The sequence below is a fragment of the Dactylosporangium salmoneum genome, assembly GCF_039532525.1.
Classification (GTDB): Bacteria; Actinomycetota; Actinomycetes; order Mycobacteriales; family Micromonosporaceae; genus Dactylosporangium; species Dactylosporangium salmoneum.
Genome location: NZ_BAAARV010000004.1, coordinates 179137 through 205116, shown reverse-complemented (window position 1 = coordinate 205116; position 25980 = coordinate 179137). Strand labels below are relative to the sequence as shown.

General features: G+C 71.2%; 28 protein-coding genes and 1 tRNA gene. 17 read left to right on the top strand and 12 right to left on the bottom strand.

The window, feature by feature from the left end:
- Positions 1–131: 131 nt before the first annotated feature.
- Positions 132–971 carry a hypothetical protein gene (locus ABD352_RS01885; RefSeq protein WP_344610407.1) on the top strand — a complete coding sequence of 280 codons (840 nt, stop codon included), beginning with the start codon at positions 132–134 and terminating at the stop codon, positions 969–971.
- Positions 972–1026: 55 nt separating this feature from the next.
- Here ABD352_RS01885 and aceE read toward each other — a convergent pair whose 3' ends face one another.
- A complete protein-coding gene (aceE, locus tag ABD352_RS01880; RefSeq protein ID WP_344610406.1) occupies positions 1027–3771 on the bottom strand; it encodes a pyruvate dehydrogenase (acetyl-transferring), homodimeric type in 2745 nt (914 codons plus the stop codon).
- 289 nt (positions 3772–4060) lie between these two features.
- Between aceE and ABD352_RS01875 the strand changes: the two genes are divergently transcribed.
- From ABD352_RS01875 to ABD352_RS01860, 4 genes are all read left to right on the top strand, one after another.
- Entirely contained in the window at positions 4061–4465 is a 405-nt protein-coding gene (locus ABD352_RS01875; RefSeq protein WP_344610405.1) for a YjbQ family protein, read from the top strand.
- A gap of 27 nt (positions 4466–4492) precedes the next feature.
- Complete coding sequence (locus tag ABD352_RS01870) at positions 4493–4936, top strand: NUDIX hydrolase (protein WP_344610404.1); 444 nt, start codon at positions 4493–4495, stop codon at positions 4934–4936.
- A gap of 43 nt (positions 4937–4979) precedes the next feature.
- The gene (locus tag ABD352_RS01865) at positions 4980–7367 is read left to right on the top strand and encodes a transketolase C-terminal domain-containing protein (RefSeq protein ID WP_344610403.1); all 2388 of its coding nucleotides are present in this window, start codon (positions 4980–4982) and stop codon (positions 7365–7367) included.
- Positions 7368–7474: 107 nt separating this feature from the next.
- The gene (locus ABD352_RS01860; protein WP_190257925.1) at positions 7475–7906 is read left to right on the top strand and encodes a DUF3052 domain-containing protein; all 432 of its coding nucleotides are present in this window, start codon (positions 7475–7477) and stop codon (positions 7904–7906) included.
- A gap of 42 nt (positions 7907–7948) precedes the next feature.
- Here the strand turns inward: ABD352_RS01860 and ABD352_RS01855 are convergent, their stop codons facing one another.
- Entirely contained in the window at positions 7949–10447 is a 2499-nt protein-coding gene (locus ABD352_RS01855) for an Hsp70 family protein (protein ID WP_344610402.1), read from the bottom strand.
- 47 nt (positions 10448–10494) lie between these two features.
- Between ABD352_RS01855 and ABD352_RS01850 the strand changes: the two genes are divergently transcribed.
- From ABD352_RS01850 to ABD352_RS01840, 3 genes are all read left to right on the top strand, one after another.
- Positions 10495–10953, top strand: coding sequence for a peroxiredoxin (locus ABD352_RS01850; RefSeq protein WP_344610401.1), 459 nt, complete (start codon positions 10495–10497; stop codon positions 10951–10953).
- 117 nt (positions 10954–11070) lie between these two features.
- Positions 11071–11142 (top strand) — tRNA-Val (locus ABD352_RS01845).
- Between the two features lie 131 nt (positions 11143–11273).
- Positions 11274–12215, top strand: coding sequence for a tyrosine-type recombinase/integrase (locus tag ABD352_RS01840; RefSeq protein WP_344610400.1), 942 nt, complete (start codon positions 11274–11276; stop codon positions 12213–12215).
- Between the two features lie 54 nt (positions 12216–12269).
- On the opposite strand, the gene ABD352_RS01835 is transcribed toward ABD352_RS01840, so the two are convergent.
- Positions 12270–12551 (bottom strand): hypothetical protein, encoded by a 282-nt coding sequence (locus ABD352_RS01835; RefSeq protein ID WP_344610399.1) that lies wholly within the window; start codon positions 12549–12551, stop codon positions 12270–12272.
- A gap of 421 nt (positions 12552–12972) precedes the next feature.
- Between ABD352_RS01835 and ABD352_RS01830 the strand changes: the two genes are divergently transcribed.
- From ABD352_RS01830 to ABD352_RS01810, 5 genes are all read left to right on the top strand, one after another.
- A complete protein-coding gene (locus ABD352_RS01830; RefSeq protein ID WP_344610398.1) occupies positions 12973–14193 on the top strand; it encodes an NsdA family TPR-like regulatory protein in 1221 nt (406 codons plus the stop codon).
- Between the two features lie 266 nt (positions 14194–14459).
- Positions 14460–14636 (top strand): hypothetical protein, encoded by a 177-nt coding sequence (locus tag ABD352_RS01825; protein ID WP_344610397.1) that lies wholly within the window; start codon positions 14460–14462, stop codon positions 14634–14636.
- The gene (locus ABD352_RS01820) at positions 14636–14902 is read left to right on the top strand and encodes a flavin reductase (protein ID WP_344610396.1); all 267 of its coding nucleotides are present in this window, start codon (positions 14636–14638) and stop codon (positions 14900–14902) included. Before ABD352_RS01825 ends, ABD352_RS01820 begins: the two co-directional genes overlap by 1 nt.
- Positions 14887–15132, top strand: a complete 246-nt coding sequence (locus ABD352_RS01815; protein WP_344610395.1) for a hypothetical protein — start codon at positions 14887–14889, stop codon at positions 15130–15132. Before ABD352_RS01820 ends, ABD352_RS01815 begins: the two co-directional genes overlap by 16 nt.
- Positions 15129–15344, top strand: coding sequence for a site-specific integrase (locus ABD352_RS01810; protein WP_344610394.1), 216 nt, complete (start codon positions 15129–15131; stop codon positions 15342–15344). The genes ABD352_RS01815 and ABD352_RS01810 overlap by 4 nt, the downstream gene beginning before the upstream one ends.
- Here ABD352_RS01810 and ABD352_RS01805 read toward each other — a convergent pair.
- Positions 15334–15576 carry a helix-turn-helix domain-containing protein gene (locus tag ABD352_RS01805; protein WP_344610393.1) on the bottom strand — a complete coding sequence of 81 codons (243 nt, stop codon included), beginning with the start codon at positions 15574–15576 and terminating at the stop codon, positions 15334–15336. The two genes, ABD352_RS01810 and ABD352_RS01805, sit on opposite strands and share 11 nt — an antisense overlap.
- 102 nt (positions 15577–15678) lie before the next feature.
- Between ABD352_RS01805 and ABD352_RS01800 the strand changes: the two genes are divergently transcribed.
- Genes ABD352_RS01800 through ABD352_RS01785 form a run of 4 tightly spaced genes read left to right on the top strand, consistent with a single transcriptional unit; the run spans position 15679 to position 19102 of the window.
- Complete coding sequence (locus ABD352_RS01800; RefSeq protein ID WP_344610392.1) at positions 15679–16833, top strand: hypothetical protein; 1155 nt, start codon at positions 15679–15681, stop codon at positions 16831–16833.
- Positions 16834–16875: 42 nt separating this feature from the next.
- On the top strand, positions 16876–18621 hold the full coding sequence (locus ABD352_RS01795) for a helicase HerA domain-containing protein (RefSeq protein ID WP_344610391.1): 1746 nt from the start codon (positions 16876–16878) through the stop codon (positions 18619–18621).
- Positions 18618–18845, top strand: a complete 228-nt coding sequence (locus ABD352_RS01790; protein ID WP_344610390.1) for a hypothetical protein — start codon at positions 18618–18620, stop codon at positions 18843–18845. Before ABD352_RS01795 ends, ABD352_RS01790 begins: the two co-directional genes overlap by 4 nt.
- Positions 18842–19102 carry a hypothetical protein gene (locus ABD352_RS01785; protein WP_344610389.1) on the top strand — a complete coding sequence of 87 codons (261 nt, stop codon included), beginning with the start codon at positions 18842–18844 and terminating at the stop codon, positions 19100–19102. Before ABD352_RS01790 ends, ABD352_RS01785 begins: the two co-directional genes overlap by 4 nt.
- 19 nt (positions 19103–19121) lie before the next feature.
- Here the strand turns inward: ABD352_RS01785 and ABD352_RS01780 are convergent, their stop codons facing one another.
- The 8 genes from ABD352_RS01780 to ABD352_RS01745 form a co-directional block, all read right to left on the bottom strand.
- Positions 19122–19646 (bottom strand): hypothetical protein, encoded by a 525-nt coding sequence (locus ABD352_RS01780; protein ID WP_344610388.1) that lies wholly within the window; start codon positions 19644–19646, stop codon positions 19122–19124.
- Complete coding sequence (locus ABD352_RS01775; protein WP_344610387.1) at positions 19643–19966, bottom strand: PadR family transcriptional regulator; 324 nt, start codon at positions 19964–19966, stop codon at positions 19643–19645. Before ABD352_RS01775 ends, ABD352_RS01780 begins: the two co-directional genes overlap by 4 nt.
- 120 nt (positions 19967–20086) lie before the next feature.
- Positions 20087–20485, bottom strand: a complete 399-nt coding sequence (locus ABD352_RS01770) for a hypothetical protein (RefSeq protein WP_344610386.1) — start codon at positions 20483–20485, stop codon at positions 20087–20089.
- A 269-nt stretch (positions 20486–20754) separates the two neighbouring features.
- The gene (locus ABD352_RS01765; protein WP_344610385.1) at positions 20755–21207 is read right to left on the bottom strand and encodes a hypothetical protein; all 453 of its coding nucleotides are present in this window, start codon (positions 21205–21207) and stop codon (positions 20755–20757) included.
- A gap of 2 nt (positions 21208–21209) precedes the next feature.
- On the bottom strand, positions 21210–22070 hold the full coding sequence (locus ABD352_RS01760) for a hypothetical protein (RefSeq protein ID WP_344610384.1): 861 nt from the start codon (positions 22068–22070) through the stop codon (positions 21210–21212).
- Positions 22071–22080: 10 nt separating this feature from the next.
- On the bottom strand, positions 22081–22560 hold the full coding sequence (locus ABD352_RS01755; protein ID WP_344610383.1) for a hypothetical protein: 480 nt from the start codon (positions 22558–22560) through the stop codon (positions 22081–22083).
- Positions 22561–22569: 9 nt separating this feature from the next.
- Positions 22570–23793, bottom strand: a complete 1224-nt coding sequence (locus ABD352_RS01750; RefSeq protein ID WP_344610382.1) for a poly-gamma-glutamate hydrolase family protein — start codon at positions 23791–23793, stop codon at positions 22570–22572.
- 3 nt (positions 23794–23796) lie between these two features.
- Complete coding sequence (locus ABD352_RS01745) at positions 23797–25971, bottom strand: hypothetical protein (protein WP_344610381.1); 2175 nt, start codon at positions 25969–25971, stop codon at positions 23797–23799.
- Between the last annotated feature and the right edge of the window lie 9 nt (positions 25972–25980).

The following is a 25980-nucleotide window of genomic DNA, read 5'->3' as shown; positions in this document are numbered from 1 at the left end:
GTCGGTGGTGACGCTGCAAGGCTGCTCGCTCCAGGCTCCCTGACCGCGCGCTCCAGGGGTCGGCTCGTCCGTCGTGGGGCTTTTGTCGTCGGGGGCGGTGCGGGCGCATCGGTGTTGGTTTCATGGTCGCCATGGCTAAGCCGTGGTTGTGGCGGATCGGGGTTGCGGCGCTGGGCCTGGCAATCGCCGTGGCGGTCGGGTGGCGGCTGTCGTCCGATGTCACGGTGGTCATCGTCGTCTGCGCGTGGGTGCCGTTGGCCGCGTGGTGCCTGCTCGCGCCCCGCGTCCTGGCGGCGCTGCCGATCGCGCTGGTCCTGCTCGCCGCGATCGGCACGATCTGGTGGACGCTGCCCGGGCAGCCGGGCGACCGGACGTTGTCGGTCGCCTGGTCGGTCCTGCTGTGGTACCCCCTCCCCGGCGGGCTCGCCCTGCTGGCGGCGACCTGGTGGTCCCGGGGGCGTCCCACCCGCCCGCTGTGGATGGTGATCGGCGGGCGTTCCCGGCCGGCCGAGGAGCCGGGGCCCGTCCGCCCGGTGTGGCTGCGCCCGACCGCGACCCTGGTCGCCACGGGGCTGCTTGTGCTCGGCTGCTGCCTCGGTGGCCTCGCCTCGGGGGTGGGCATGCCGTCGCCGGACGAGCTGTTCCCGCTGCCTGCCGGCATGGACGCGACCCGTGGCACCGGCCCGGACGGCTCGGACGGCTGCGATCAGACGGGGCACAGCTGCTGGACGTACTACCAGATCACCGGCGCCGCGGGCGAGTCCACCGACGTGCTCACCGAGCGCCTCCGGCGGCATCTGCGGGAGGCCAGAGGGTGGAGCGGAGCCGAGTCGTGCCGACCGGTGCACGGGTTCTTCCTGCGGACCGCGACACAGCTCTGCATCACGGTGACCAGCGATCCGGCCGACAGCGTCGACCACCCGGCCATCGGCGTGGAGTTGTCCATGACGAACCTCAGCCCCGCGGCGTGAACATGTGAAAAGGGGGGGCCGCGGCGCGGCCCCCCCTTTTCCTTGCGAACTGCTACTACGAGTCGCCGCCGGTCTCGCCGACCGGGGCGGCGTTCACGTCGTCGATGGCGTACTTCTTGAAGGCCTCGGCCGGGAGCGAGGACTGGACCTCGCCGCGGCGGGCGAGCTGGCGCAGCGTGGCCACGACGATCGACTCGGCGTCGACGTGGAAGTGGCGGCGCAGGGCGTGGCGGGTGTCGGAGAGGCCGAAGCCGTCCGTGCCGAGCGAGGTGTAGTCGTTCGGCACCCACTGGGCGATGAGGTCCGGCACCGCGCGCATGAAGTCGCTCACGGCGACGACCGGGCCCGCGGTGTCCTGCAGGGCGCGGGTCACGAACGGGACCTGGGGCTCATCGGCCGGGTTCAGCAGGTTGTGCTCCTCGCAGCGGACCGCGTCGCGGCGCAGCTCGGTCCAGGACGTGGCCGACCAGACGTCGGCGGACACGCCCCACTCCTCGGCGAGGAGCTTCTGGGCCTTGAGCGCCCACTGCATGCCCGTGCCCGAGGCCAGGATCTGGGCCTTCGGGCCGTCGGCGGTCGGGGCCGGCGAGTACCGGTACAGGCCCCGCAGCAGGCCGTCGACGTCGAGGTTCTCGGGCTCGGCCGGCTGGAAGATCGGCTCGTTGTAGATCGTCAGGTAGTAGATGAGGTCCTCGGGGGCCTCGCCGTACATCCGGTTGACGGCGTTCTCGGTGATGTGCGCGATCTCGAAGGCGAAGGCCGGGTCGTAGGCCACGACGGCCGGGTTGGTCGCGGCGATGAGCAGCGAGTGGCCGTCCTCGTGCTGCAGGCCCTCGCCGTTGAGCGTGGTCCGCCCGGCGGTGGCGCCGAGCAGGAAGCCGCGGGCCATCTGGTCGGCGGCCGCCCAGATGCCGTCGGCCGTGCGCTGGAAGCCGAACATCGAGTAGAAGATGTACACCGGGATGATCGGCTGCCCGTGCGTCGCGTAGCTGGTCGCGGCGGCGGTGAACGAGGCAACCGAGCCGGCCTCGTTGATGCCCTCGTGCAGGATCTGGCCCGAGGTGGACTCCCGGTACGACAGGAACAGCTCCCGGTCGACCGGCGTGTAGTTCTGGCCGTGCGGCGAGTAGATCTTCGCCGTCGGGAACAGCGAGTCCATGCCGAACGTGCGGGCCTCGTCGGGGATGACCGGCACCCAGCGGTTGCCCATGCCCTTGTGCCGCATGAGGTCCTTGAGCATGCGCACGAAGGCCATCGTGGTGGCGACCTTCTGCTTGCCCGAGCCGCGCTTGATGTCGCCGTAGACCGAGCTCTCCGGCAGCTGCAGCGGGATGTGGGTCGTGCGGCGGTTGGGCACCGGGCCGCCGAGGGTGCGCCGGCGCTCGCGCATGTACTCCATCTCCTCGGACTTCTCGTCCGGGCGGTAGTACGGCACCGCGTAGGGGTTCTCGCCGATCGCGCTGTCGGGGATGTCGAGGTACAGCCGGTCCCGGAAGTCCTTGACGTCCTGCAGGGTCAGCTTCTTCATCTGGTGGGTCGCGTTGCGGCCCTCGAAGTGGGAGCCCAGCGTCCAGCCCTTGATGGTCTTGGCCAGGATGACCGTCGGCTGGCCGGTGTGCTCGCTGGCCGCCTTGTAGGCCGCGTACAGCTTCCGGTAGTCGTGCCCGCCCCGCTTGAGGTTCCAGATCTCGTCGTCGGAGAGGTGCTCGACCATCTTGCGGGTGCGAGGGTCACGGCCGAAGAAGTGCTCGCGGACGTAGGCGCCGGACTCGGCCTTGTACGTCTGGTAGTCACCGTCGGGCGTGACGTTCATGAGGTTGACCAGCGCGCCGTCGGTGTCGGCGGCCAGCAGCGGGTCCCACTCGCGGCCCCACACGACCTTGATCACGTTCCAGCCGGCGCCCCGGAAGAAGGCCTCCAGCTCCTGCATGACCTTGCCGTTGCCGCGCACCGGGCCGTCGAGGCGCTGCAGGTTGCAGTTGATCACGAAGGTGAGGTTGTCGAGCTCCTCGCGGGCCGCGACGCCGATGGCGCCGATCGACTCCGGCTCGTCCATCTCGCCGTCGCCCAGGAACGCCCATACGTGCTGGTCGCTGGTGTCCTTCAGGCCCCGGTTGTGCAGGTACCGGTTGAAGCGGGCCTGGTAGATGGCGTTGATGCCGCCGAGGCCCATCGAGACCGTCGGGAACTCCCAGAAGCCGGGCATGAGCCGCGGGTGCGGGTAGCTGGGCAGGCCGCCGCCGAGGCCCCGGTGCGACAGCTCCTGGCGGAAGCCGTCGAGCTGCTCCTCGCTGAGCCGGCCCTCCATGAAGGCGCGGGCGTACATGCCCGGGGAGGCGTGGCCCTGGAAGAACACCTGGTCGCCGCCGCCGGGGTGGTCCTTGCCCCGGAAGAAGTGGTTGAAGCCGACCTCGTACAGGCTCGCGGCGCTGGCGAAGGTCGAGATGTGGCCGCCGACGCCCACATCGGGGCGCTGCGCGCGCTGCACGAGCATGGCGGCGTTCCACCGGATGTACGCCCGGATCCGCCGCTCGATGTGCTCGTTACCCGGGAACCAGGGCTCGCGCTCCGGCGGGATGGTATTGATGTAGTCGGTGGTGGTGAGCGGCGGGACCCCGACCTGTCGCTCCCGCGCCCGCTCCAGCAGACGCAGCATGACGTAGCGCGCGCGCTTCGCGCCGCGCTCGTCGATCACACCGTCCAGCGACTCGACCCACTCGGTGGTCTCCTCGGGGTCGATGTCGGGCAGCTGGCTCGGTAGGCCGTCGCTGATCACCGGGCGCTTGCGTTCGGTGGACACAGGCGTTCCTTCTGGGTACTAGCGACCGGGGGTTGCTCGGCGGAGACGTCGGGCTCGGCGACCGGTCTGGGTGGCCTAGGGTCTGGCTCGATGGTTCATGGCCAATGCTGAGCCAATGTCCATCCTGCCTGGCTTCGGTGCCGTCCGTCACGCCTACGGGACGTCAACTGCGACACGCGACACGATACCGACCGGTAACTTCTGTGGCGTTCCGCTATTGACTGACGGCAACACCGCGAGTATCCCAGGCGCCCGGCGGCCTCATGAGCGCGCCTGCGAGACTGACCCGATGCGTACCGAGGTGATTACGGTCCGGACCGGATCGCGGCCGGTCGTGCGCGACATCACCGACGAGGCGGCCCGGTTCGTGGCCGGGCAGGGCGACGGGCTGCTGCACGTCTTCGTCCCGCACGCCACCGCCGGGGTGGCGATCATCGAGACCGGCGCCGGCAGCGACGACGACCTGCTGCGCGCCCTCGACGACGTGCTGCCGGCCGACGACCGCTGGGCCCACCGGCACGGCTCCCCCGGGCACGGCCGCGACCATGTCATGCCGGCCTTCGTGGCGCCCTACGCCACGCTGCCCGTGATCGGCGGCAAGATCGCGCTGGGCACGTGGCAGTCGATCTGCCTGGTCGACCCGAACGGCGACAATTCCACACGCCAGGTCCGGCTCAGTTTCGTCCAGGGGTGAGAAGCTACATGGCGTGAGGTTCGAATCGTGATCGAGCGCCGCGTCGCCGTCGTGTTCCTCGTCGACCCCGATGGCCGGATCCTGATGCAGCACCGCGACCGGCACGCCAAGGTGTCGCCGAACCAATGGGCCTTCCCCGGGGGCAAGATCGAGGACGGCGAGTCGCCGGAGGAGGCGGCCCGGCGCGAGGTCCTCGAGGAGACCGGCCTGGACGCCGGGGCGCTGCGACCCTTCACCGTCGCCACCCGTCCGTCGGTCACCACCGTCGACGGCGAGGTGCAGATGTACGCCTTCTACGGGCCGACCGAGGCCACCCAGGACGACGTGGTGCTCGGCGAGGGCCAGGCCATGGTGTTCCTCACACCGGACGAGGCGCTCGCCCGCGACCTGGGGGTGACCGCCGAGCTTCTACTGCCGCGGTTCCTCGGCTCCCCGGAGTACCGCGCCCTGGCCGAACGGGCGAAGCCGTAGCGCCGCCGGGCTCTCGGGTGGCATCACATGACCGTTTTCGGCCATGCTGTCGAACGTGACCACCCCTCAGGATCTCGACGAGCGGTTCCGCGCCGAACTCGCCGGGCTCGTGGCCGCGCCGGCCGCGCGGGAGCTCGACGAGCCCGTCCGCGAGGACACCGCGCTCACCGGGCAGCAGGCCCGCGCGCTCTACGACGCCCAGTCGACGAGCCGCCACCTGGACCTGGCCGCGCGATGGCTGCGCAGCTTCGACGCCGGGTACTACACGATCGGCTCGTCGGGCCACGAGGGGAACGCCGCCGTAGCCGCCGCGCTGCGCCCGACCGACCCCGCCCTGCTGCACTACCGCTCCGGCGGGTTCTACTGCATGCGCGCGGCCCAGGTGGCCGGCAGCGACCCGATCCGCGACGTGCTGCGCGGGGTGGTCGCCTCGGCCCGCGAGCCGATCGCCGGCGGCCGGCACAAGGTCTTCGGCCACGCCGACCTGCACGTGATCCCGACCACCTCGACCATCGCCTCGCACCTGCCCCGGTCCGTCGGGGTCGCCTACGCCCTGGGCCGCGGCAAGCGGCTCAACCCGCCCGGCGGCGGCCACGGCTGGCCCCCGGACGCGCTGGTCGTGTGCTCCTTCGGCGACGCGTCCATCAACCACGCGGCGGCCACCGCCGCCTTCAACACCGCCGGCTGGTGCGACCATATCGGGCTCAAGCTGCCGCTGCTGTTCGTCTGCGAGGACAACGGGCTGGGCATCAGCGTGCGCTCGCCCGACGGCTGGGCCGCGGCCGCCCTGTCGAGCCGGCCCGGCCTGCGCTACTACGCCGCCGACGGCTGCGACGCGGCCGCCACCTACGACCGGGCGGCGGAGGCGGCCGCGTGGGTCCGGCGGTACCGGCGCCCGGCCGTGCTGCACCTGAGCACCGTGCGGCTCATGGGCCATGCCGGCGCGGACGCCGAGATGGCCTACCGCTCCCCCGTCGACATCGCGAACGACCTGGCCCGCGACCCGCTGGTGCGCACCGCCCGGCTGCTCGTCGAGGCCGGCGTGGCCGCCCCGGCCGAGCTCATGACCCGCTACGACGAGATCGGCTGGGAGGTGCGCCGGGTCGCCGAGGAGGTGCTCGGCGAGCCCAAGCTGGCCAGCGCGTCCGAGGTCACCGCGCCGCTCGCCCCGCGCCGGCCGGTGCGGGTGTCCCGGGCCGTCGGGGACGCGGCCGCCCACCTGGCCGACGACGACCTGGCGCCCGAGCTCGAGGGCGAGCTGGACGACAACCTGGAGTTCACGTCCCCGGAAGAGCCCGAGCCCGCGATCCGGCCCGTCTCCGGGACGCCCCGCAACAGCGGCGACGGCGGCCCGGCCAGCCGCGCGGCGGCGTTCAGCGGCAAGCTGCCCGAGCAGGCGGGCCCGCTGACCCTCGCCCAGACCATCAACGCCACGCTGACGGACGCGATGCTGGCGTACCCCCAGATGCTCGTCTTCGGCGAGGACGTCGCGGCGAAGGGCGGCGTCTACGGGGTGACCAAGGGCCTGCGGGACCGCTTCGGCGCCACCCGGGTGTTCGACACCCTCCTCGACGAGACCAGCATCCTCGGCATGGGGCTCGGCGCCGGCCTGGCCGGGATGCTGCCGGTGCCGGAGATCCAGTACCTCGCCTACCTGCACAACGCCGAGGACCAGCTGCGCGGCGAGGCCGCCACCATGCAGTTCTTCTCGCAGGGCGCCTTCCACAACCCGATGGTGGTGCGGGTGGCGGGCCTGGCCTACCAGCTGGGCTTCGGCGGGCACTTCCACAACGACAACGCGCTGGCCGTCCTGCGCGACATCCCGGGCCTGGTGGTGGCCGTCCCGAGCCGGGCCGAGGACGCCGCGCCGATGCTGCGCACGTGCCTGGCGAGCGCGATCGTGGACGGGTCGGTCTGCGTCTTCGTCGAGCCGATCGCGCTGTACCACACCCGCGACCTGCACACCGAGAACGACAACTGGTGGCTGTCGGAGTACGCGCCCCCGAGCGAGTGGCCGGCCATCCACGTGCCGATCGGCCGGGCCCGTGCCTACAGCAACGGCCCGAACGACGACCTGACGATCATCACCTTCGGCAACGGGGTGCGGCTGTCGCTGCGCGCGGCCGCCCGGCTGGCCGAGGAGGGCGTGCACTGCCGGGTGGTCGACCTGCGCTGGCTGTCCCCTCTCCCGGTCGGCGACATCATCAAGAACGCCTCGGACACCGGCCGGGTGCTCATCGTCGACGAGACCCGCCGATCGGGTGGGGTCGGCGAGGGGGTGATCGCCGCTCTGGTGGACGCCGGCTACGTCGGCGTCGCCCGCCGGGTGGCCGCCGTGGACTCGTTCGTGCCGCTCGGACCGGCCGCGAACCACGTCCTCGTCTCCGAGGAGCAGGTCGTTCAGGGCGCGCGATCGCTGCTCGCCCGGTAACTTGGAGCGATACTTTTTCGATCGCATCGGTGCGCCACTTGCGTTGACGGCCCGTACTGTGTGGACTACGCGCTAACAGTGGTTGTTGCGACAGGAGGCAGTGGACAGTGAACGCGACCGCGGGTCAGGCCGAGGTGAAGAGCCTGGCGGACCGGTTCGGAGTCGAACCGGGCATGGTCGTTATGGAGATGGGGTACGACGACGACGTCGACCAGGATCTCCGCGACGTCCTGATCGACCGGTGCGGGGACCTGGTTGACGAGGAGACCGACGAGGTCGTCGACGTGGTGCTGCTCTGGTGGCGCGACGAGGACGGCGACCTGGTCGAGACGCTCATCGACGCCCTCGGACCGCTGGCGGACAACGGCGTGGTGTGGCTGCTGACCCCCAAGGCCGGCCGCCCCGGGCACGTCGAGCCGAGCGAGATCAACGAGTCGGCGCCCACCGCCGGGTTGCAGCAGACCTCGACGGTCAACGCGGGCAAGGACTGGACCGCGGCGCGACTGGTCGCGCCTCGAGCGGCCCGCTCGCGTCGCTAGCTTGGTTTTGCCGGCCGCGCCCCTCGTCAAGGCGCGGCCCGCTCACGCCGTGGGTTGTGGCGTGGGCTTCTTCGACGTGGGCGTCGCCGACGGGGAGCCCGACCCCCAGCCCGAGCTCGACGAGGTCGGGGTGGGCTTCTTCGTGGTCGTGTTGCCCGCGTTCCCCGGCTGCCAGTCCTCCGGCACGAACAGCCGGACCTGCGTGAAGGTCGCGTCGGCGGTCTGCTCGGTCAGGCTGAACGCGCCGAGGTTGACCTTGCCCGTCGGGATGACCGAGTCCTTCACCGGGCCGAAGTGCACGCCGTTGACGTAGACGTCGAGCTGGTCGCCCTGGATCTTGAACGCGACGTACGGATCCCCGCTGGCCTGGATCGCCCAGTCCTTCAGCAGCGAGTCCGGCCCCGGCGCCTTGTTGGCCAGCCGGTAGAGCCGTACGTGGCCGTCGGCGCAGTAGCCCAGTGTGTAGCCCTTGTCACCGGTGCGCAGCCACAGGCCCGCGCAGCCGTTCGCCGCATGGACCTTGGCCTCGATGCTGCCGTCCTGCATGTACACGTCCAGCGGCGGCTTCAGGGTGCAGCCGGTCAGCGCCGGGGCGACGTCGGTGGTCACCCGCAGGCGGCCGTTGTTCGTGTCGCAGCGCCCGCCCTCCGACTCGGCCTGCGACTTCCAGAGCTGCTCGACGCCGCCCAGGTCCGGCTGGCGCCAGCCGTTGGGCACCCACGCCGGTTCCTCTTCGCGGTTGTACTGCGGGATGGCCTTCGGGCCGTCGCTGGCCGGCGCGCTGGCGGCGGCGCTGGTCGGGTCGTCGAGGGCCTGCTGCCCGCCGTGGTCGCGGTTCTGGAACACCACGTAGCCGGCCAGGGCCAGCGCCAGCACCAGGATGCCGATCAGCAGCGGCACGGCGATGTTGCGCCTGCGCGGGGGCTCGGGGGCCTCCTCGCGCGGGGCCGGCGCGTAGACGGTGGGCTGGGCGGCCGGGGAGACGTAGACCGGCTGGGGCGGCGGGGGCGGGACCGTCCGCGGGGTCATGGGGCGGATCGGCTGGGTGACTTCCGCGGGGGTACCTCCCGGGGCCCGGCCGGCCTGATAGGCCGAAGGGGCTACGGGGCTGACCGGGGCGGCGCTGACGGGGCGCTGGGCGCCCGGGGGCGCGCTGACCGGGTACGCGCCCTGCTGGAACGCCGCCGGGCTGACCGGGACCCCGCTGACCGGCGCCTGCGGCCGCTGGGGCTGGTTCTGCGGAGTTTGTACGTTTTGTACGTTTGGTGCCGATTGGAAGCCCTGCGGATTTTGTGCGTTCTGTGCCGGCTGGAAGGCCTGCGGTGCCTGGACGGCTTGGGGCTGCTGGTTCTGCGGCTGTTGTGCGTTCGGTGCCGACTGGAAGGCCTGCGGCGCCTGGACGGCTTGGGGCTGCTGCTGGATCGGGGCCGCGGTCTGCGGGGGCTGGGGGGTCACCTGGGGGTTCGGGCGTGTGACGCTCACCCAGGCGCGCAGGCTGCCCTCGGCCACGACGAGCTCGGGCTGCTCGATGATGGTCGGCGCGACGCCGAGCTCCCGCTGCAGCAGCGTAGCCACGAGCGGCACCCGGCTGGACCCGCCGACCAGGAAGAGTCCCGCCAGCTTGTCCTTGTCGAGGCCGCCCCAGCGCATGACCGCCGAGGTGGTCCGCACGGTCTGCTCCAGCAGCGACCGGGCCTTGTCCTCGAACTGCTCCCGCGTGATGCTGACGTCGGCCGCCGCGATCGGCACGTGCAGCGCCGCCGCCGGGGTGCGCGAGAGCATCTCCTTGGCGATGCGCGCGTCGTCCCACAGCATCCGGCGGTGCCGCCGGTCCTCGGTGCTCTGCGGCCCGTCGAGGCGGGCCCAGACCTCCGGGTTGTCGATCTGCGTGCGGGCGTGCTCGACGATCAGCGCGTCGAGGTCGAGCCCGCCGAGGTCGTCGATCCCGTCGACGGCCCGCACGTCGAACCCCTCCCCCGACCGGCTCACCAGGCTGGCGTCGAAGGTGCCGCCGCCGAAGTCGTAGACCAACAGGCCCTGGTCGGCGGTGAGAGGCTTTTGCAGTACACCTGCGAAATAGTGCGCGGCGGCGACCGGCTCGGGCATGAGGGCCGGCTGCGGCAGCCCCGCCAGTTTGGCCCCTTCGACGAGGGTGAGCTTGCGCGAGACCCCCCACGCGGCCGGGTGCGTCAGCGTGAGCTCCGCCACTGGCCCGCCAGCGACCCGCACGGCCTCCTGCGCGACGTGGGTGAGCACGGCCCCGATGAGCGCGGGCACGGTGACCTCGCGGTCGCCGAGCAGCACCGTGCCGTCGTCGATGCGCCGCTTGGGGCTACCCTCGAAGCGCGAGGGGTCGACCCGCGCGGCGTGCACCGCGTCCCGCCCGACCAGCAATGTCCCGTCGGCCTGCGCGAACACGGCGGACGGCAGAAGCGGCGAGCCGTCGAACAGCAACGGGCGCACCCTCCCGTCCGGCCACGCCAGAAGCGCGACGGTGTGGGATGTCCCGAAGTCGATGCCGAGCCGCGGCCCTGCTGCCATGCGGGCGAGTGTAAGGCCACGCCGGAACCCCTGGCATATTCGATGCCATGACGTTGGATGTCGGAGATCCGGCACCGGACTTTCTGCTGCGCAACGAGAACAATCAGGAGATATCCCTGTCCTCGTACCGCGGCACAAAGGCCGTCCTGCTGGTGTTCTACCCGCTGGCCTTCACCGGCACCTGCCAGGGCGAGCTGACCGCCCTGCAGCAGTCCCTGCCGGACTTCCAGAACGACCGGGTCCAGGTCCTGACGGTGAGCGTCGACTCGCCGTACGCCCACAAGATCTGGTCCGACCGCGAGTCCTACACGTTCCCGCTGCTGTCGGATTTCTGGCCGCACGGCGCCGTCGCCTCGGCCTACGGCGTCCTGAACGAGGCCAAGGGCTACGCCAACCGCGGCACGTTCCTCATCGACCGCGCCGGCGTGGTTCGCTTCCGGGAGGTGCTGCCGGCCAGCCAGTCGCGGGCCATCGCCACCTGGCGCGAGGCGATCGCCGCCCTGTGACACGGCCCGATACGGCCGCATCCGGACGGCCGGGACGGTACGGTCGTTGCGCCCGGCTGGGTCGTGGGGGCGAGCTTCGGTACCATCTGGGTACCCGGCCCTCGCGAGGGGGCTCAGGGGCGCGTAGCTCAGCGGAAGAGCACCCGCCTTACAAGCGGGGGGTCGTTGGTTCGAACCCAACCGTGCCCACACAGATGGCGTCACCTGCACGAATACCGGTAAGCCTCGCCGAGAGGAATACCGAACGATGCTCAGGGACCATCCGCTTAACGCTTTTCGCCTGATGCCGCAGGCCTGCGACCAGCAGGCACGGTGATCACATGCCCCGCACCGAGCGCAGAGATCCGAAGCACTTCCGCCCGTTCATCGACTCCTTCGACCTGCACCTCGAGTCGCTCCGCCGGTCGAAGAAGACCCGCGAGATCTACACCGACGCGGCCGCTTGGTTCGGCGGGTGGATGGTCGAGCACCACCCGAAGGTCAACAGCTGGCACAAGGTCGACAAGGTCCACCTACGCCAGTTCTTCGCGTGGCTCAACGGGCTGGAGTACACGCCGCGCTACTGCAATCAGGTCGGCCGGTCACTGCAGGCGTTCTGGAAGTGGTTCGCCGCCGAAGAGGACGTGCCGAACCCGATGGACCTCGTCAAGCCGCCGGCCGCACCGAAGCTTGGTGACAACCCTCCCCCGGTCATCGCACAAGAGCAGCTGGCCGCCCTCGTCAAGGACGCGGAGCGTGGCCGCGACTTCGAGTCACGGCGAGACGCGGCCCTGCTGCGAATGTTCGCGTCGACCGGGGCACGCCTCGCCGAGATCACGAACCTGGACATCGCCGACCTCGACCTGTCCCAACGAGAGCTGACGGTCACCGGCAAGGCGCGCAAAGTCCGCAAGGCGAAGTTCGACGCCAAGACCGCCGTCGCCCTGGACCGGTACCTGCGCCTTCGCGCCTCCCGACCCGTCGTTGTCGAGCTCGGTGTCACGGGACTGTGGATCGCCGTCCGTAGCCGGAAGCCGATGACACCCAACGGCGTACGGCAGATCCTCTACCGGCGTGCCGAGCGGCTCGGTATCAAGCTCCACCCGCACCTGTTCCGGCACACCTTCGCGCACAACTTTCTGCTCAACGGGGGCGCCGAGGGCGACCTGGTAGAGCTAGTCGGCTGGGAGAGTAACCAGATGCTGGCGTTGTACGGGCGCAGTGGCCGGAGCGCGCGGGCCCGGCGCAACTACGACAACGTCAACGTCATGGGCGGGATCTGAAGGTCAGCGAGGGGCCGGCCAGGAACGGGGTACTGGCCGGCCCCGGCATTGGGGTTACATCCGGTCGCTGACCGCCTCGAGATAGCCCTCGACGTAGCCCTCGCGACGATCAGCAGCGCGAAGCTCGCGGACCTGGTCGAGGTACGCCTTGACTTGGCGCAGGTAGTAGCCCGAGACCAGCGTGCCGAGGCTGACCACCAGGACCGAGACCAGGATGCTGACGGCCTCCGGCCCCGACAGGTCAACGTCGACTCCCAGAAGCCCTCCGGCTGCCACACCAATGCCCGCGCCAGCGAGCACGCAAATCACGTGAGTTGACCGGATCTTGTTACTCAAGGCTTGGTACCTCCTGCATCCCCAGTGATTCCTTGCCGCAGGTAGGCGATCACTCTGCGCTGATGATCACTGTGAATGCAGTAGACATTCGGCCACGAAAGATCCACCCAAACGAGACCTGGCCCCGGTCGAACGTATGTGCTACAGCCATCACGCGTCGTAGCGAAAACCGGACAGGCGAGATGTATTTGCAGCAGTGCAACTACAGCCGGTGATGAAGTGCCGCGATGAATATCGATGCGTTCTGTCGGCCGAACGGCCAAACTTTGTGAAACTTTGCTCACAATCCGACCACATGGCGGGCATGTTTTCCCAGGTGAGCTGACCCCGAACGCGTGCTGGCCGAAGGAGTAGCCTGTCCATCAGCGGGCCGTCACGGAGCAGGTGGCGGCCCCCCAGCTGCTCCCTGGGGTGATCAATCGTGCCGCCTGCTACCGACCCTACGTTTGGCCAGCGCCTGCGCGAGCTCATCGAGCAGCGGCGAACGTCCTATCGAGCCCTCGCCGCCCGCGTGCACCACGGCAAGACCCACGTGCACGACTTGGCCACCGGCCGCAAAGCACCCACCGTCGACCTTGCGCAGCGTCTCGACGACGCCCTCGACGCAGGTGGCGAGCTGGTCGCCCTGGCCGGCTCGACGAGCCGCCCGGCAGCCGCGGCCGCCGCCGGCGACGTCGACGCAGAGATCGAGGCGCTCGAGCTGGCGCGCCGCGTCGAGGTGTCCGACGTCAGCGACGGGACGCTCGACCGCCTCGAACGGGTCGCCGACCGCATGGCGATGGCGTACGCGGGAACGGCGCCGGCCGAGCTGCTGCCGCGCGTCCGGCGGCACATCGCCTACGTCACCCACCTCACCGACGCCCGCATGACCCTCGCCCAGCGGCGACGTCTGCTCATCGCCGGCGGCTGGCTCTCGCTACTGGCCGCCACGCTGCACGTCGACCTGCGCCAGGTCGACGCGGCCGAGGCCTGGCTAGCAACGGCCGAGCAGATGGCCGGCCACGCCGGACACGACGAGATCCGCGCCTGGTGCTACGAAACCCGGGCGTGGGAAGTGCTCACCGCCGGCCGCTACCGCGACGCCCTGGAGCTGTCGCGGCAGGCGCAGGCCATCGCCCCGGCCGGCTCGTCCGCGCTCATCCAGGCGACTGCCCAGGAAGGCCGCGCGTGGGCGCGCATGGGCGCCGCCGGAGAGACCCGTGGCGCCCTGGAACGGGTCGCCCGGCTGGTGAGCAATCTCGCCACGCCGGAGAACCCAGAGCACCACTACCGGTACGACCCGGCCAAGGCCATCTCGTACACAGCCACCACCTTGTCGTGGGTCGGCGACCCGGCGGCGGAGGGCTTCGCCCGGCACGCAATCGCCGAGCTGGAGGCGGCGCCCGGTGGCGTGCCAAGGCCGCGCCGGGTCGCCTCGGCACGCCTGGATCTCGGCCTGGCGCTGCTCGCCGCGGGACGGCCGGACGAAGCCTCCGCGGAGGCACTGGCCGCGGTCACCTCAGGCCGGATCGTCCCGTCGAACTGGTGGCGCGCCGTGGAGGTCTACCGGGGCGTCAAGCGGTCCGGCGCCCCGGAAGCGGCCGAGCTGGCCGGGGCGTTCGAGGCCCACCGCCCCGCACTCTCGGCCGGGCCGTCCGCCTGAGCTGTCCGCCTGTCCGCGGACACCAGCGGACACCAGCGGACGCCTAGTCACTTTCGGTGCCTGACCTCGGTGCATACCGTCACTGTCAGACGCGCGTCCCGGTAGCGCCCCACTGCGAACCGATCGCACCGGGACGCGGCGTCGCACGCGCGTGGCGGTCGGAGGCGTGAGCCGCAGGTACCGGCCGCCACGCCCGCAATCTGCGCGGCGCCGGCGGCTGGGCGCACCCCGTCGGCGCCGCGCACCCACGCGGCGAGGAGACGGACGTGCAGCTCAACGAGGCCGTACAGCAGCGCCAGCACCACCACCGACAGGCCGGCGGCGCCACGTGCGTCGTGTGCGGCGAGCGCCATCCGTGCGCGGAGTGGCGCCGCGCCCGCGCCGTCGTCCTCGTGCTCGTGCGCCGGGCTTTCGCAGCCGCCCGGGCGTCGGAGCCCTTCTAGTGGCCTCCGACGCCCCGCACAACTACCGCCGGCCGCACTGGCTGTGCCTCACCTGCAGGAGGCCGTGGCCGTGCGCCGCGCAACGGCGGAAGTTCCTGGAGAAGCACCCGCGGGGCGCCCGGCATCGGCTGCAGGGCATCATGCGCGTCCTGGCCGCGGAGGCCGCCCAGGACCTCGGGCTGACACGTGAGCAGGCCGACGCGCGGTTCCTGGTCTGGACCTTCGACCGGGCGGGACGCGGGGGGCACCAATGGCCCACCAACTGAGCCGGCCGGCCTGGCGGTGCGGCTGCGGCGAGCCCTGGCCATGCGCCGTCCGCCGCGCCCAGCTGCTCGAGGACTACTCAGACCGCCCGCTCCAGCTCCACCTGCTCATGGGCGGATACGTCGCCGATGCGCTCGCCGACCTCGATAGGCCGGGCGCCCCGGACGCCGAGACGCTGCGCCGGCAGCTGCACGAGTGGCTGCCGCCACGCACGCCAGGCGGCTCGCGGTGACGGTTGGCGCGCTGCTGTGGCGGCTGGCCAAGCTGACGCTGCGCGGCCAGTGGCGCACACCGGTACTCGTCGTGCCGGTGCCGGCCGACCCGCGGCTGCGCGCGGCGCTGGCCGACTACCTCGGCGTGCGGGATTGGCGGCCGCGGAGCGTCGACGTCGAGCCCGGTCCGATTGCGCTCGTTACCGCCTACGCCGAGCGGCCTACTCGCTGACGTCCTCACCGGGCGTCAGCTCTCGCAGCACTCGCTCAGCGCTGTCCTTGTGGATCCGGCGATGGCCGCCCACGAGTCGCCGGGGCTTGACCGGCTGATCGAAGCGGCCGGCGTCGAACCAGTTGAGCACGGTGTTGACGTGCACGCCGAGCAGCTCGGCCACCTCGCCAGGACGTAGCCAGGTGCCGTCGCCGACCACGCGCACCGCCTCTCGGATCGCCAGAATCGCCACATCCTCTCAAACCCACACTGGCCAGCGGAAGCGCCGCGTCGGCGGCACGCAACAGGCTACAGAACCTACAGAACCTACAAAACCTCTAGTACGCTCTTCGGCATGACGCCACCGTCCTCCGGCTCGCGCCGCATCCTCACGGTCTTCTACGTCGTCGTCGCCGGCGTCGCGCTCGCCGGCGCAGGACTCGCCGCCGCCGACTGGCTCAGCTGGCCTTGGCCCCTTGCCTTCGCCGCTGTCGGCGCCGTCGAGCTCGGCGGCGCGGTCATCTCCAACCACGCCGGGGCCCGCATGCGCCTCGGCGAGCGCGCCGCCGCCGCCCGCGTCCTCTCCGCCGCCGTCGCCGCCGGCGCCGTGAGCGTGAACTGGCTCGGCCACGGCGAGCACCGCGGCCAGGCCGCGTTCTTCGCCGGCATGTCGGCCCTCGGCTACTTCGTCTGGCTCATCGACTCGAGCGCCCGCCGCCGCGACGAACTCCGCGCCCGCGGCATGCTCGCCGCCGTCCCGCCGGCCTACGGGGTTGCCCGCTGGCTCCGCCATCCCGCGATCACCCGCGAGGCCCGCGCCCTGGCGGTCGAGCGCCCCGAGCTCGGCCTGTACGGGTCGATCGCCGCCGCCCGCGATGCCCGACGCCGCGAGCAGCGCCACGCCGCGATCGCCGTCCTGCTGCGCCGGAAGCTGTCCCAGGGCAAGGACCAGGTCGCCGCCGAGCTCGCCATCGCCACCTACGACCTCGACGAGATCGCCGCCCGGCTGGCCGCGGCCGCCGACTACGACGGCCTCACCGACCTCCTGGGCGCCGAACTGACCGCGGCCGCCGTGGCCGGCATCCCGGACACCGCCGTGGACATCCGGGTGGACACCGCGCCAGTCGACGAGCCGGCCGTGGACAACGACGCGACAGCCCCGGACAGCGCCCCGGCACCTGCGGAAACACCCAAGATGGGCACCGACCGAGCCCGGCTGGTCGCGCAGTCGATGTACCGCGCCAACCCCGGCATCTCCTTGGACATCATCGCGGACACGATCGGCATGAGCCGGCGCACCGTGCAGCGCTACACCTCCGAGGCCGGCCGCCCGGTGAGCGGGGCGCCCGCCATCGTCGCCACGCCGCGGCCGCCGCACCGCCTGAGCCCCGACGACGCCCTGGACGTGCTCGAGAGCGGCCACATCGCCGACCCCGCACACCGGCGTCAGCTCGCGCAGCTGGCGCTCGGCAGCAGTACCGAGACCACCGCGGCACTCGCCGCAGCGTGACGGGCGCCGCGCCCCCGCCCCTCCGGAAGGAAGGACCCCAGCTTGGTACGCCAGACGATGCCGCGGTGGCTCTACCGGTACGCGACCGGCCGCCCGCTCGACGGCCGCACCGGCTACCCGTACCTCACCCGCGGCGCCGGCCGCTGGCCCGGCTGGCGCCGCCAGCTGCTGCGCTTCGGCGTCCCCGCGGCCGCCGGGATCACCGCCGCCGAACCCCGCGAGGCCGCCGCGGTCGCCGGTGTGCTCGCGGCCGGCGCGGCGTGGCGCAGCCGCCGCCGGTGGGTGCGCCGCCGGTTCCGCCGGGCGTACATCGCGCCGACCCTGGCCGCGCTCGAGGTACCGCTCGGCGGTGTCCGCGTGCGGCTCCACGTCGACCCGGGCCTGGGCACGCTGATGCCGCGCCTGGCCAAGCCGCCGTCGCCGGCCGAGGAGGCGGCTCGACGCTGGTACGGCGAGCACCTGGAGCCGGTGCTGCGCTGGCCGGGCGACCGGGCGATGCGCGCCTGGTGGACGCTGCAACGCACGTGCAAGCCGGTGACGAAGCGCCTCGAGGTGTTCCGCCGGCCGGGCCGCGAGTACGGCCCCCGGATCGAGCTGACCGCCGCCACCCCATACCTGACCCGCGAGCAGCGGCAGCTCATCTCGTCGATCGTCGGCGCGAAAGTCCCCGCGGGCGAGCTGGTCGAGGTGTGGGACCAGGTCGGTGCGGAGGTCACCGCGCGGTGGACGGTGCGTCGGCGGCCGCCGACCGCGGTGGGCATCGACGCCCTGCTCGAGCACCTGCCACGGCTGCACGAGTGGGAGTTCTTCCTGGGCCTGGGCACCGGCGGCGCGCCGATCGTGCTCAGCCTGCGCGACGACTCGCCGCACATCGCGGTGTCGGCCGGGTCCGGCGCCGGCAAGAGCGTCCTCGCGCAGCTGGTTGCAGTGCAGGTCCTTGCCCGAGGTGGCCGGGTCATCATCCTCGACCGCAAGGGGTCTCACCGGTGGGCGCTCGGCCTGGCCGGCGTGGACTACTGCGTGAAGCCCGCCCAGATGCATGACGCGCTCGTACGCGCGGCCGCGGTCGCCGACCAGCGCAACAGCGACGCCATGCACGAGGACGACGACTGGGACCCGGGCCCGCGCACCCTGGTCATCGCCGAAGAGCTCAACGCCACGATCGGCATGCTGGCCACCTACTGGGCCGACACGCGGGCCAAGAACGAGCCGAAGCGCTCGCCCGCGATCACGGCGATCGGTGAGCTGCTGTTCATGGGCCGCAGCGCGAAGTACAACGTGCTGGCGATCGCGCAGATGCTCACCGCGCGCGCGATCGGCGGCCCGGAGGCGCGAGAGAACTTCGGCGTGAGGTGTTTGGCCAGATACACCACGAATGCGTGGAAAATGCTGGTCCCGGAGGCGGGGATGCCGCGGGCGTCGCGCACTCTCGGCCGCTGGCAGATCGTCATCGGCGGCGTTGCCACGGAGTGCCAGGTTGCTTTCCTCACGCGTGCCCAGGCGCGTGCGATCGCGGCGCCCGCCGCCGTGTCCCCCGGAGGCCTTGATAGCTCGCTGAGCAGGGATGTCCCCGGCGACGGGGACAAGATCACCTTGCGGGAGGCGTCCGATCTCGGCGTGATCCCGTGGACGTACGAGGCGGCGAAGAAGCGCCTGCAGCGCGACCGGGCCGGCGCTCCGAAGCCGTGCGGACAGCGTGGCCCGTCCGACCTGTACCGCCGTGAGGACCTGGCCGCGTGGGCGGCCCGCTCGAGCACACCCATCCACGAAGGAGCCGATGCCGCATGACGACCGACATCCTCGCCGCGGCCGCCGGGCTGCTCGCCGGCACGCTGCTCGGGTACCGCGTGGCCGTCGCGTCGAGGACGTACCGCGACGCCCGGGCCACCACTCGGGCCGCCCGCGCGCTCTGGGGCCAGGTGCCCCGCGACTGGGCCCGCGTTGGCAACATCGCCGGCGGGCTGCTCATCGTGGCGTTCGTCGTCGCGGCCTACCTGCTGGGGCGGCGATGAGGCTGCTGGCTAGGCGGGAAGCGCACCCCGAGTGGTGCGCCCAGGGCCACGCCTGCGGCCTCGGCGAGCACCGCAGCGACCCGCACGTGGTCGACGTGCCCGGAGCCGGGCGGATCGTCGTAGTGCGCGTGCTTGGGCGCGACGGGTCAGAGCACGCCGAGGTCCGCGGGACGGTGCGACTTCCCAGCCCTGAGGTAGTAGCGCGGAAGCGGCTACTCAAGCTGCTCCACGACGTTGTCACCGCGCTCGGGCGGTGACAACGTCGTGCAGCGTCGGTCAGTGGTCTTTGCGTGCGCGGATTTCCCGCTCTGCCGCTCGGCGCCCGTCGTACGCGCCCCACGCGACAAAAAAAGGCGTAAGCATGGGCACTGCCACAGGCAGACAGACAGCCGCCACTTCAAAGACGCCTGACGTAGTAAAGGCCTTGTACGTGCCGGCGAAGACGCTCGCGCCGAGCGATATGGACAGCAAGACCATCGGGGTGCGCGGTCCGGCCATCGTGATCCTGAGGCCATACAGGTAGAACGCAGCGATGCGTCTGAGCGGCGATGCCAGGGCGGCACGAGCGGCGCCCCCCGCTAGAAACCACAAAGCGGCGCCGAGCTTCAAGAGCTTGCCAGGATGCTGGCTTACAACCGCCTGCCAGTCTTCGTTGTAGACCTCACGACGTTCCGGATCTTTAGTCCAGAGCCGCACGGCCACCGGGATCAGGCGGGCGGCGAGCCACGGCGAGATGTCGCACATCTCGTTCACCGCGAGACTGGCCACGAGGCCGAGCCCGAACATGCCCCACTCGCTCACGCGTGGGCCTCCCCGCCGAACAGGCGGCCCCAGCGGGAGGCGGCCTGCGGTCGGCGCTCAGCGAGCAGTTGGCGTGCGTGCGCGACGCCGGTCGGGGTCAGCTTGTAGAAGCGCCGCCGGGGCACGCCCGGCTTGCGTTCGACCTCCTCCCAGCGCTCGGTGAGCAGTCCTCCGCCCGAGAGGCGCTCAAGGATCTTGTACACGGTCGGGCCTGCCCGCTTCGTCGTCTTGATGATGTCCCACCCGTGGGTCTCGAAGTCCTTGGCACCAAGCAGTGCTTCGAGGACATCGAGCGTCGGTTGGGTCACTCGATCCGCCATATGGACAGTGTACTAGGTGAAATATGAGTAGGTGAATTAAGCGGCGGGAACGCAGAAAGCGGCCCGGCCGCCCCCGTGATGGGGTAGCCGGGCCGCTTCTGTGTAACCGGTCGTCGAGGGTCAGGACTGCCGGTACGCCTGCCGGTTCATCGCCGCGGCGACCGACCGCGGGACGAGGGTGTCGCCAACGGACTCGACGGGCGCGACGCCGACCAGGACAACGCCCAGGCCGGCGATGGCCAAGTTGATGATCTCGCCCATGTCCAGCCCGCCGACGACGTACGCGGTGGCGGCGTTGAGGACCGCCAGGATCCCGGCAACGACCGTCTTGGCGCCGCGGACGCCCGGGAGGAGCGGCACGTACCAGACGGAGACCGCGGTGGTGAGCGCGATGGCGATCTGGACGCCCTCGCCGGCGTCGATGTGGTGGTCGGTCAGCGCCGAGCTCGCCGCGGTGAGGGCCGCGATGAACACTGCGGCGGTGGCCGGGCCGTAACGCGACCAGAGTTTCTGCAGCATCTAGGACTCCTTCGAACGAGTGTTCGGATACCGTGTGGGTGTGAGACGACCGCCAGCGCCGCCGGGGTACCGATACACGGGCCGGGACCAGGAGATCGTGTTGATCGACCCGGTGGGCTGCCCCCGTTGCCGCCGCTGGACGGCTGGTCAGCGTGGGTACGCGCCGTGCACCGAGCACCACGGCCATCCGACGTGGACGTGCAGTTGCGGTCAGTTGATCTACGGGCTCGAGGGGGCGTTCGTCGACCTGCTGCCCTGTCGGTAGAGCGTCAGTGCGCCGGCGGCTGGAGTACGACCGCCTGCAGCTTCAGGTCGGCGACCTGGGCGCGAAGCTCGGCAATCGTGGCTGTCGCCGCGGCCAGTTCGGCGCGGAGCCGGTCCCGCTCGCCCTGAACCTCGCGCAGCGCCTCGGACGCACGGGCCTCGGAGAGCCTCAGCTGAGCAACCCGCGACTCGAGGTCGACTACCCGACCGCGGAGCTGCTCGGCCTCGGCGGAGGTCTGCCGGAGCGACGTGCGGACGCGCTCGAGCTCCGCCTTCAGATCGTCGGTCAGCTGCTGGTAGATGTCTTGGCGGATCAGGTCGGTCTGCGCTTCCAGATGCTTGGCTTGTGCAGCCGCCTGCCTTCGGTTGGCGAGGCGGGCAACGATCGGGCCGGTGACGATGCCGCCAGCGAGCGCGCCGCCGGCGCCAATGAGCGCGGCGACGATCGTCGGGTCCACGCTCAGCCGGCCTGGATGGCGGCGCGCTCCGCGGGCGAGAGCTGGGCCTCGACCGCGGCGCGGACCGCCGCAAGCTCACCGCCGACCGCCTGCAGGATTTGCGCGGTCAACGCGGTGAGGGCCGCGCTGTCGAGCTGGATGGGGGGCGCCGGAGCCGGCTTGGTGTAGATCGGGCCGAACACCGCTTCGGACCAGCCCTTCCGAATCCAGCCGCCAGCCTCCCACTCAGCATTGTCCGGGGTCCTGCTGCCGGCGTTGTTCGCGAGCTGGTAGACGCCCTGCCCGGCCAAGTACCGGATGCCGCTGACGTCGCCCGCATTGATCGGGTGGGAGAACCCACCGATACAGAAGTAGAGCTGGCCAGAGTTGGCCTTCGCGATGACCGCCATATCGTCCTCCATGCTGTTCGATGGGATTGGCGCGCCGGGTATCGCCCACGGCCGCTCGTCGTCAGCCAGCGCGGTGTACACCGAGCTGACGTGCCAATGGGTGTCGTGCGGATCGGAACCGCTGTACGACCGCCACGTGAACGCGGGCACGCCGTCGACTGGGTGCCCAGAGAAGATGCGCCGGTTGAAGATCACGTACCCGATCCGCGGGTCGCGGGACAGCCGCAGCGTCTCTGTGTAGACCGCGCCGTCCAGGCCCAGCGCCGGGGCGTGGGGGAAATCCCGTGCGCACACCACCGGCGTGGTGCCGAGTACCGGGTACACGTGCGGGCTGTGATCGGACGTCGAGGTGTGCAATGTGTCCCCGATGGACCCCCACGCCGACGTGGGCGTCGCCGGCGGCACGGCACGCGGCGCGCTGGCGCGAACCTGCGTGTTGAGCTTCTCCAGCGAGCGAACGACTCGCCACGCCATGAGTACCTCCTTAGGCGGGTTGGTAGGTGAGCTGCAGGTTCAGCTCGTCGGTGCTGGCCCAGGTGTGTGGAGCAGTGGCGTGAACGAGGCCGACACCGCCGACGCCGGAGACGACGAAGAACGTGGATGTCGTCGCCTTCTTCGTTGTTACCGGCCGGTAGAAGGTGCCGGTGTCCTGGGCGAATCCATTGCCCATCAGGAGATCGTTGGCGTGCGCCGGGATCGGCAGACTGAAGATCCATTCGATGTTGCCGCCGAAGGTGGTCGATGACCCGGGCACCAACTTGATTTGGACATGGACCAGATCAGCGTTGGCCGGCCGGCGCCACCTACCGGTAAGCGAGCCGTTGCCTAGGCTCGGCTGGGTGCCCGAGGAGGCAGTCCACGCCGGCGCATACGAGGTCCACCCGGCGGTGGTGAGCGAGGCGACTTGGTCGGCCTGGGCCTTTGCCTCAGTGCCCTTGATGCGCTCGCCCTTGAGCCACGACATGACGATCTCCTAGCTGAGGACGAAGGCCGCGGCGACGTGGACAGGCGACCCTGCGGAGTGGGCCTTGAAGACGCCGTTGACGCCCCGGGCGCCGACGAGGAGCGTCTGCCGTCCGACCGTCCGGAAGCCGTCCCACGACGCCACGACCGGCAGCGTGTTGGTGTTGCTGGTCGAGAGGATGCTGCGCATGCCGATGGATCCGGCCGCGGTCAGGTCGCTGTCGGTCGCCTGGACCTGCCACACGCCCGGGTCGACGCCGGCGGCCAGCCACGTCCGGGCCCGCAGTGTGCTCCCGGCGACTTCGAAGCCGATCCCGAACCGCCGTCCGGCGGCGTGGGTGAGGCCGTTGGCCGGGGCCGTGGCCAGGAGCGTCTCCGTGCCGCCGACCCGCTTGCGCAGGGTCAGCGTGACCGTCTGCGTGGCGCTGAAGTCGAGCCTGGCCAGGTACATGTCGCCTGTGCCCGCGTACCGGGCGACGAGCGCCACGAAGTGGGAGCCGCCAGTGGCGAGCGCGTCCGTGGCCACAGTCGCGACGAGATGGACGTCGGCGGCAGGCGCGGTCAGCAGGCAGTAGCGCGACACGTTGACGCTGCTCTGCGCCACCATGCCCTGTCCGTCGTAGGCGGCTGCGACCGCCGCGGCGTAGCGGTAGAAGTCGTCCGTGCGCGCGCCTGGCGTCCACAAAGCTGTGCCGGTCGAGTTGCCGGGCACGAAGCTCGCCCGCAGCGCGTTGCTCATCTCCAGTTGCACGCCAGCGGAGCGCTGGTTGAGGTTGCAGATGTTGGCGGGGTTGCTGCCGCTGATCTCGGATGGTGCCGCGCCTACGTCGAAGCCGGCCGCGGTCAGGCGTGCCGCGACGCGCGCCTTGAGGTCCTCATCGAGCCCACCCAGGGCGGTCTCCTTAACCCCGACCGTGCCCGCGAAGCCGTGGAAGCTCAGCGTGCGCCGACTGGCCGCGACCAAGGCCCGGCCAGTCGGCTCATCGAACAGCGTCGAGGTGATGTGCAGGTCGCTGTTGCCGCTGCTCTTGATCCCGGCGAACTGGTAGTAGGCCGCGCCGATCCGGCTGGCCACCTCCTGCGCCATCTCGCCCGAGCCGCGCTCGATCGCACCGCCGTGGATCGAGATCGACGCCCACGTTGCCCCGGTTGGGGTGCTCGAGGTGATGGTGTAATCGACGGCGACCGTCTGCTCGGCCGCCAGCGCGGCGTAGCTGCTATACGGCGGTGGCACCGGTCACACCCCCTGCACGTAGTAGTCGCTGGCGTTGCCGCCCGTGGTGGTCCACGTCTGCCCGCTGTCGGGGGTGCCCCATCCGCTGGGCACGGTGCGGTTGAACGCATCCCCGGCCGTTGGGGTGATCGAGACAACCTCAATCTGCTCCCCGCCAACCTCCACATGGATCGGGAACTCCACCGGGTCCTCCGACCACAACGTGCCGTCGTCGTACATCACCGGGAGTTGCAGGGCTCCGGCGGCGACCGGTGCGGCGAGCCGATCAGTGTCGCCGGCGTCGAGCCGGCCCAGCTGGTCGTCCTCGATGACGCCGACCGTGTACGGCGCCGCCGGCGAGGTGATGAGGGCGGCCCGCCAGACTCGGCGGCCCTTGATGACCTGGGTGCGGCCCTCGAGGATCTGGTCGAGCGGGCCGGGCGGGTGCTGCGGTAGCAGGTTGACGGCCTGGACGCGGTCACCGAGCTGCAGCTGCTGCCACGGCGCGATCAGCCGCGGCGAGCGGGCCAGGTTGATGCCGATTCCGGGCATGCGCATGCCGGGCGCCATGCTGATCTGGGTGCGCCACGCCGCCTCGTGGATCAGCGTCGAGTCGAGCTCGGGCGAGATGTCGGCGGAGTCGCCGATCTTGCCGCGCTGCCGCTGGCTCGCCGCGTCACGGTAGGTGGCCTCGGACCCGCCGGTGCGCTTCAGCGTCCATTCGTTCCGGATCCGCTGCAGGTCCCGGACCGGCTCGAACGGCTCGCGAAGCTCGCGCCGGCTGGCGTCGATGGTGAAGGCGGCCGCCTGGTTGAGCAGCGTCTCGGCCGGCCGGTAGTGCACGCCGAAGTGCCGCTCGGTGAGCCGGCCGAGGTCGGTGGCCTCGGCCTCCGCGAGGAGCTCCTGGAGCGTGGCCTCGAGTTGGGGACCCATGCGCGCCGAGTTGCCGGCGTCGACGGTGCACGGGATGGCCTCCTCGAGGCAGAGCCGGAGGATGCGGTCCGAGGCTGTCTCGCCGGCGTAGCCGATGCCCGCTTGGTAGTGGTCACGGTCGACGGTCGACACGACGACCTGCGCCACGGACAGGTTGATTGGCGGGCCGAGACCGCTGTTGACGGGCTCGAACCCGTGGACGCGGATCGTCTTCGGCCAGCCGATCTTGCCGCTGAGGCCGGTTGCGCGGTCGAAGAGGGCGCCGTCGTAGTAGAGCGCCGCCGTGAACGTGGTTGGCGCGGTCTGGGTGAGGGCCAGCCGGGCGTAGTGCCAGCGGTCGTTCAGCGGGGTCAGGCCGTCGCTGGCGCTGCCGATCAGGGCGATGGCCGATCCGGTCGCGTCCTTGAGGCGGGCGAGCACGCTGCCGCCCGTGATCCCGTTGTTCTTCTGCGTGGGGACGTCGACATGAACGACGGTGCTGCCGGTTACGTCGATGGCGATCGGCAGCGCGAAGCACACGTCGGGCGTCGGGTCGCCGTTGCCGCTCCACCACCATTCGACCTGCCAGAAGCTGGCGGGTGCGGCCGGGTCCGGAACGGTGCCGACGAGCTGCGCCCCGTATCCGTCGTCGGTGATGAGCTCGGGGTAGCGGACGGCGCCGACGGGCCCTTCGACCTCTGACCAGTTCATGGTGAAGCCGACGCCCCGGTCGTCGATGACCATGGGGCTCCCGCCGGGCACCGCGTTGGCCGCCTGGGTGGCGTTGCGGTCGTCGTTCAGCTGCCAGTAGGCGGCCGGGTTGTCGGCCATGACGGCCCGGGCCAGGGCCGGGCGCAGCGGGGAGTCGCCGCGGCCGATGCGCTCGAGCACGCCCGTGGCACGGACCTCGATGAGGGAGAGGTGTCGGGACCGGCCTGGCCAGGTCGGCTTGATGGCGCTGAAGTAGCCGGCGAACAGCTCGTGCTCGCCCTCGCCGGCGTCAACGATCCACATGCACGGTGTGCCGGCGTCGACGTACGGCCACCACTGTGAGCGGGCGTCCTCGGGGGTGAGCTGGCCGTCCGTGTTGAACAGGCTGAAGGTGCACTCGGTGGTCTCGGCCTGCTTGGCGCCCTCGGACCGGCCCTCGGTCACCTTCAGCTCCACCGCGGTGTTCCACCGGTCGGTGAGGTCGGTGGCTGTCCAGGTGGATGGGTCAGCGGTGAGGTCGGCCCCCCAGTAGACCAGGAACTGCACGACGAGCGGCTTCGAGGGGAACCTGCTCACCATCTGTCC

Excerpts from the sequence above, each read along its gene's own strand:
- ABD352_RS01885 (WP_344610407.1), top strand. The coding sequence starts at position 132 with ATGGCTAAGCCGTGGTTGTGGCGGATCGGGGTTGCGGCGCTGGGCCTG.
- ABD352_RS01875 (WP_344610405.1), top strand. The coding sequence starts at position 4,061 with ATGCGTACCGAGGTGATTACGGTCCGGACCGGATCGCGGCCGGTCGTG.
- ABD352_RS01865 (WP_344610403.1), top strand. The coding sequence starts at position 4,980 with ATGCTGTCGAACGTGACCACCCCTCAGGATCTCGACGAGCGGTTCCGC.
- ABD352_RS01855 (WP_344610402.1), bottom strand. The coding sequence starts at position 10,447 with ATGGCAGCAGGGCCGCGGCTCGGCATCGACTTCGGGACATCCCACACC.
- ABD352_RS01850 (WP_344610401.1), top strand. The coding sequence starts at position 10,495 with ATGACGTTGGATGTCGGAGATCCGGCACCGGACTTTCTGCTGCGCAAC.
- ABD352_RS01840 (WP_344610400.1), top strand. The coding sequence starts at position 11,274 with ATGCCCCGCACCGAGCGCAGAGATCCGAAGCACTTCCGCCCGTTCATC.
- ABD352_RS01815 (WP_344610395.1), top strand. The coding sequence starts at position 14,887 with ATGGCCCACCAACTGAGCCGGCCGGCCTGGCGGTGCGGCTGCGGCGAG.
- ABD352_RS01800 (WP_344610392.1), top strand. The coding sequence starts at position 15,679 with ATGACGCCACCGTCCTCCGGCTCGCGCCGCATCCTCACGGTCTTCTAC.
- ABD352_RS01790 (WP_344610390.1), top strand. The coding sequence starts at position 18,618 with ATGACGACCGACATCCTCGCCGCGGCCGCCGGGCTGCTCGCCGGCACG.
- ABD352_RS01785 (WP_344610389.1), top strand. The coding sequence starts at position 18,842 with ATGAGGCTGCTGGCTAGGCGGGAAGCGCACCCCGAGTGGTGCGCCCAG.
- ABD352_RS01775 (WP_344610387.1), bottom strand. The coding sequence starts at position 19,966 with ATGGCGGATCGAGTGACCCAACCGACGCTCGATGTCCTCGAAGCACTG.
- ABD352_RS01770 (WP_344610386.1), bottom strand. The coding sequence starts at position 20,485 with ATGCTGCAGAAACTCTGGTCGCGTTACGGCCCGGCCACCGCCGCAGTG.
- ABD352_RS01760 (WP_344610384.1), bottom strand. The coding sequence starts at position 22,070 with ATGGCGTGGCGAGTCGTTCGCTCGCTGGAGAAGCTCAACACGCAGGTT.
- ABD352_RS01755 (WP_344610383.1), bottom strand. The coding sequence starts at position 22,560 with ATGTCGTGGCTCAAGGGCGAGCGCATCAAGGGCACTGAGGCAAAGGCC.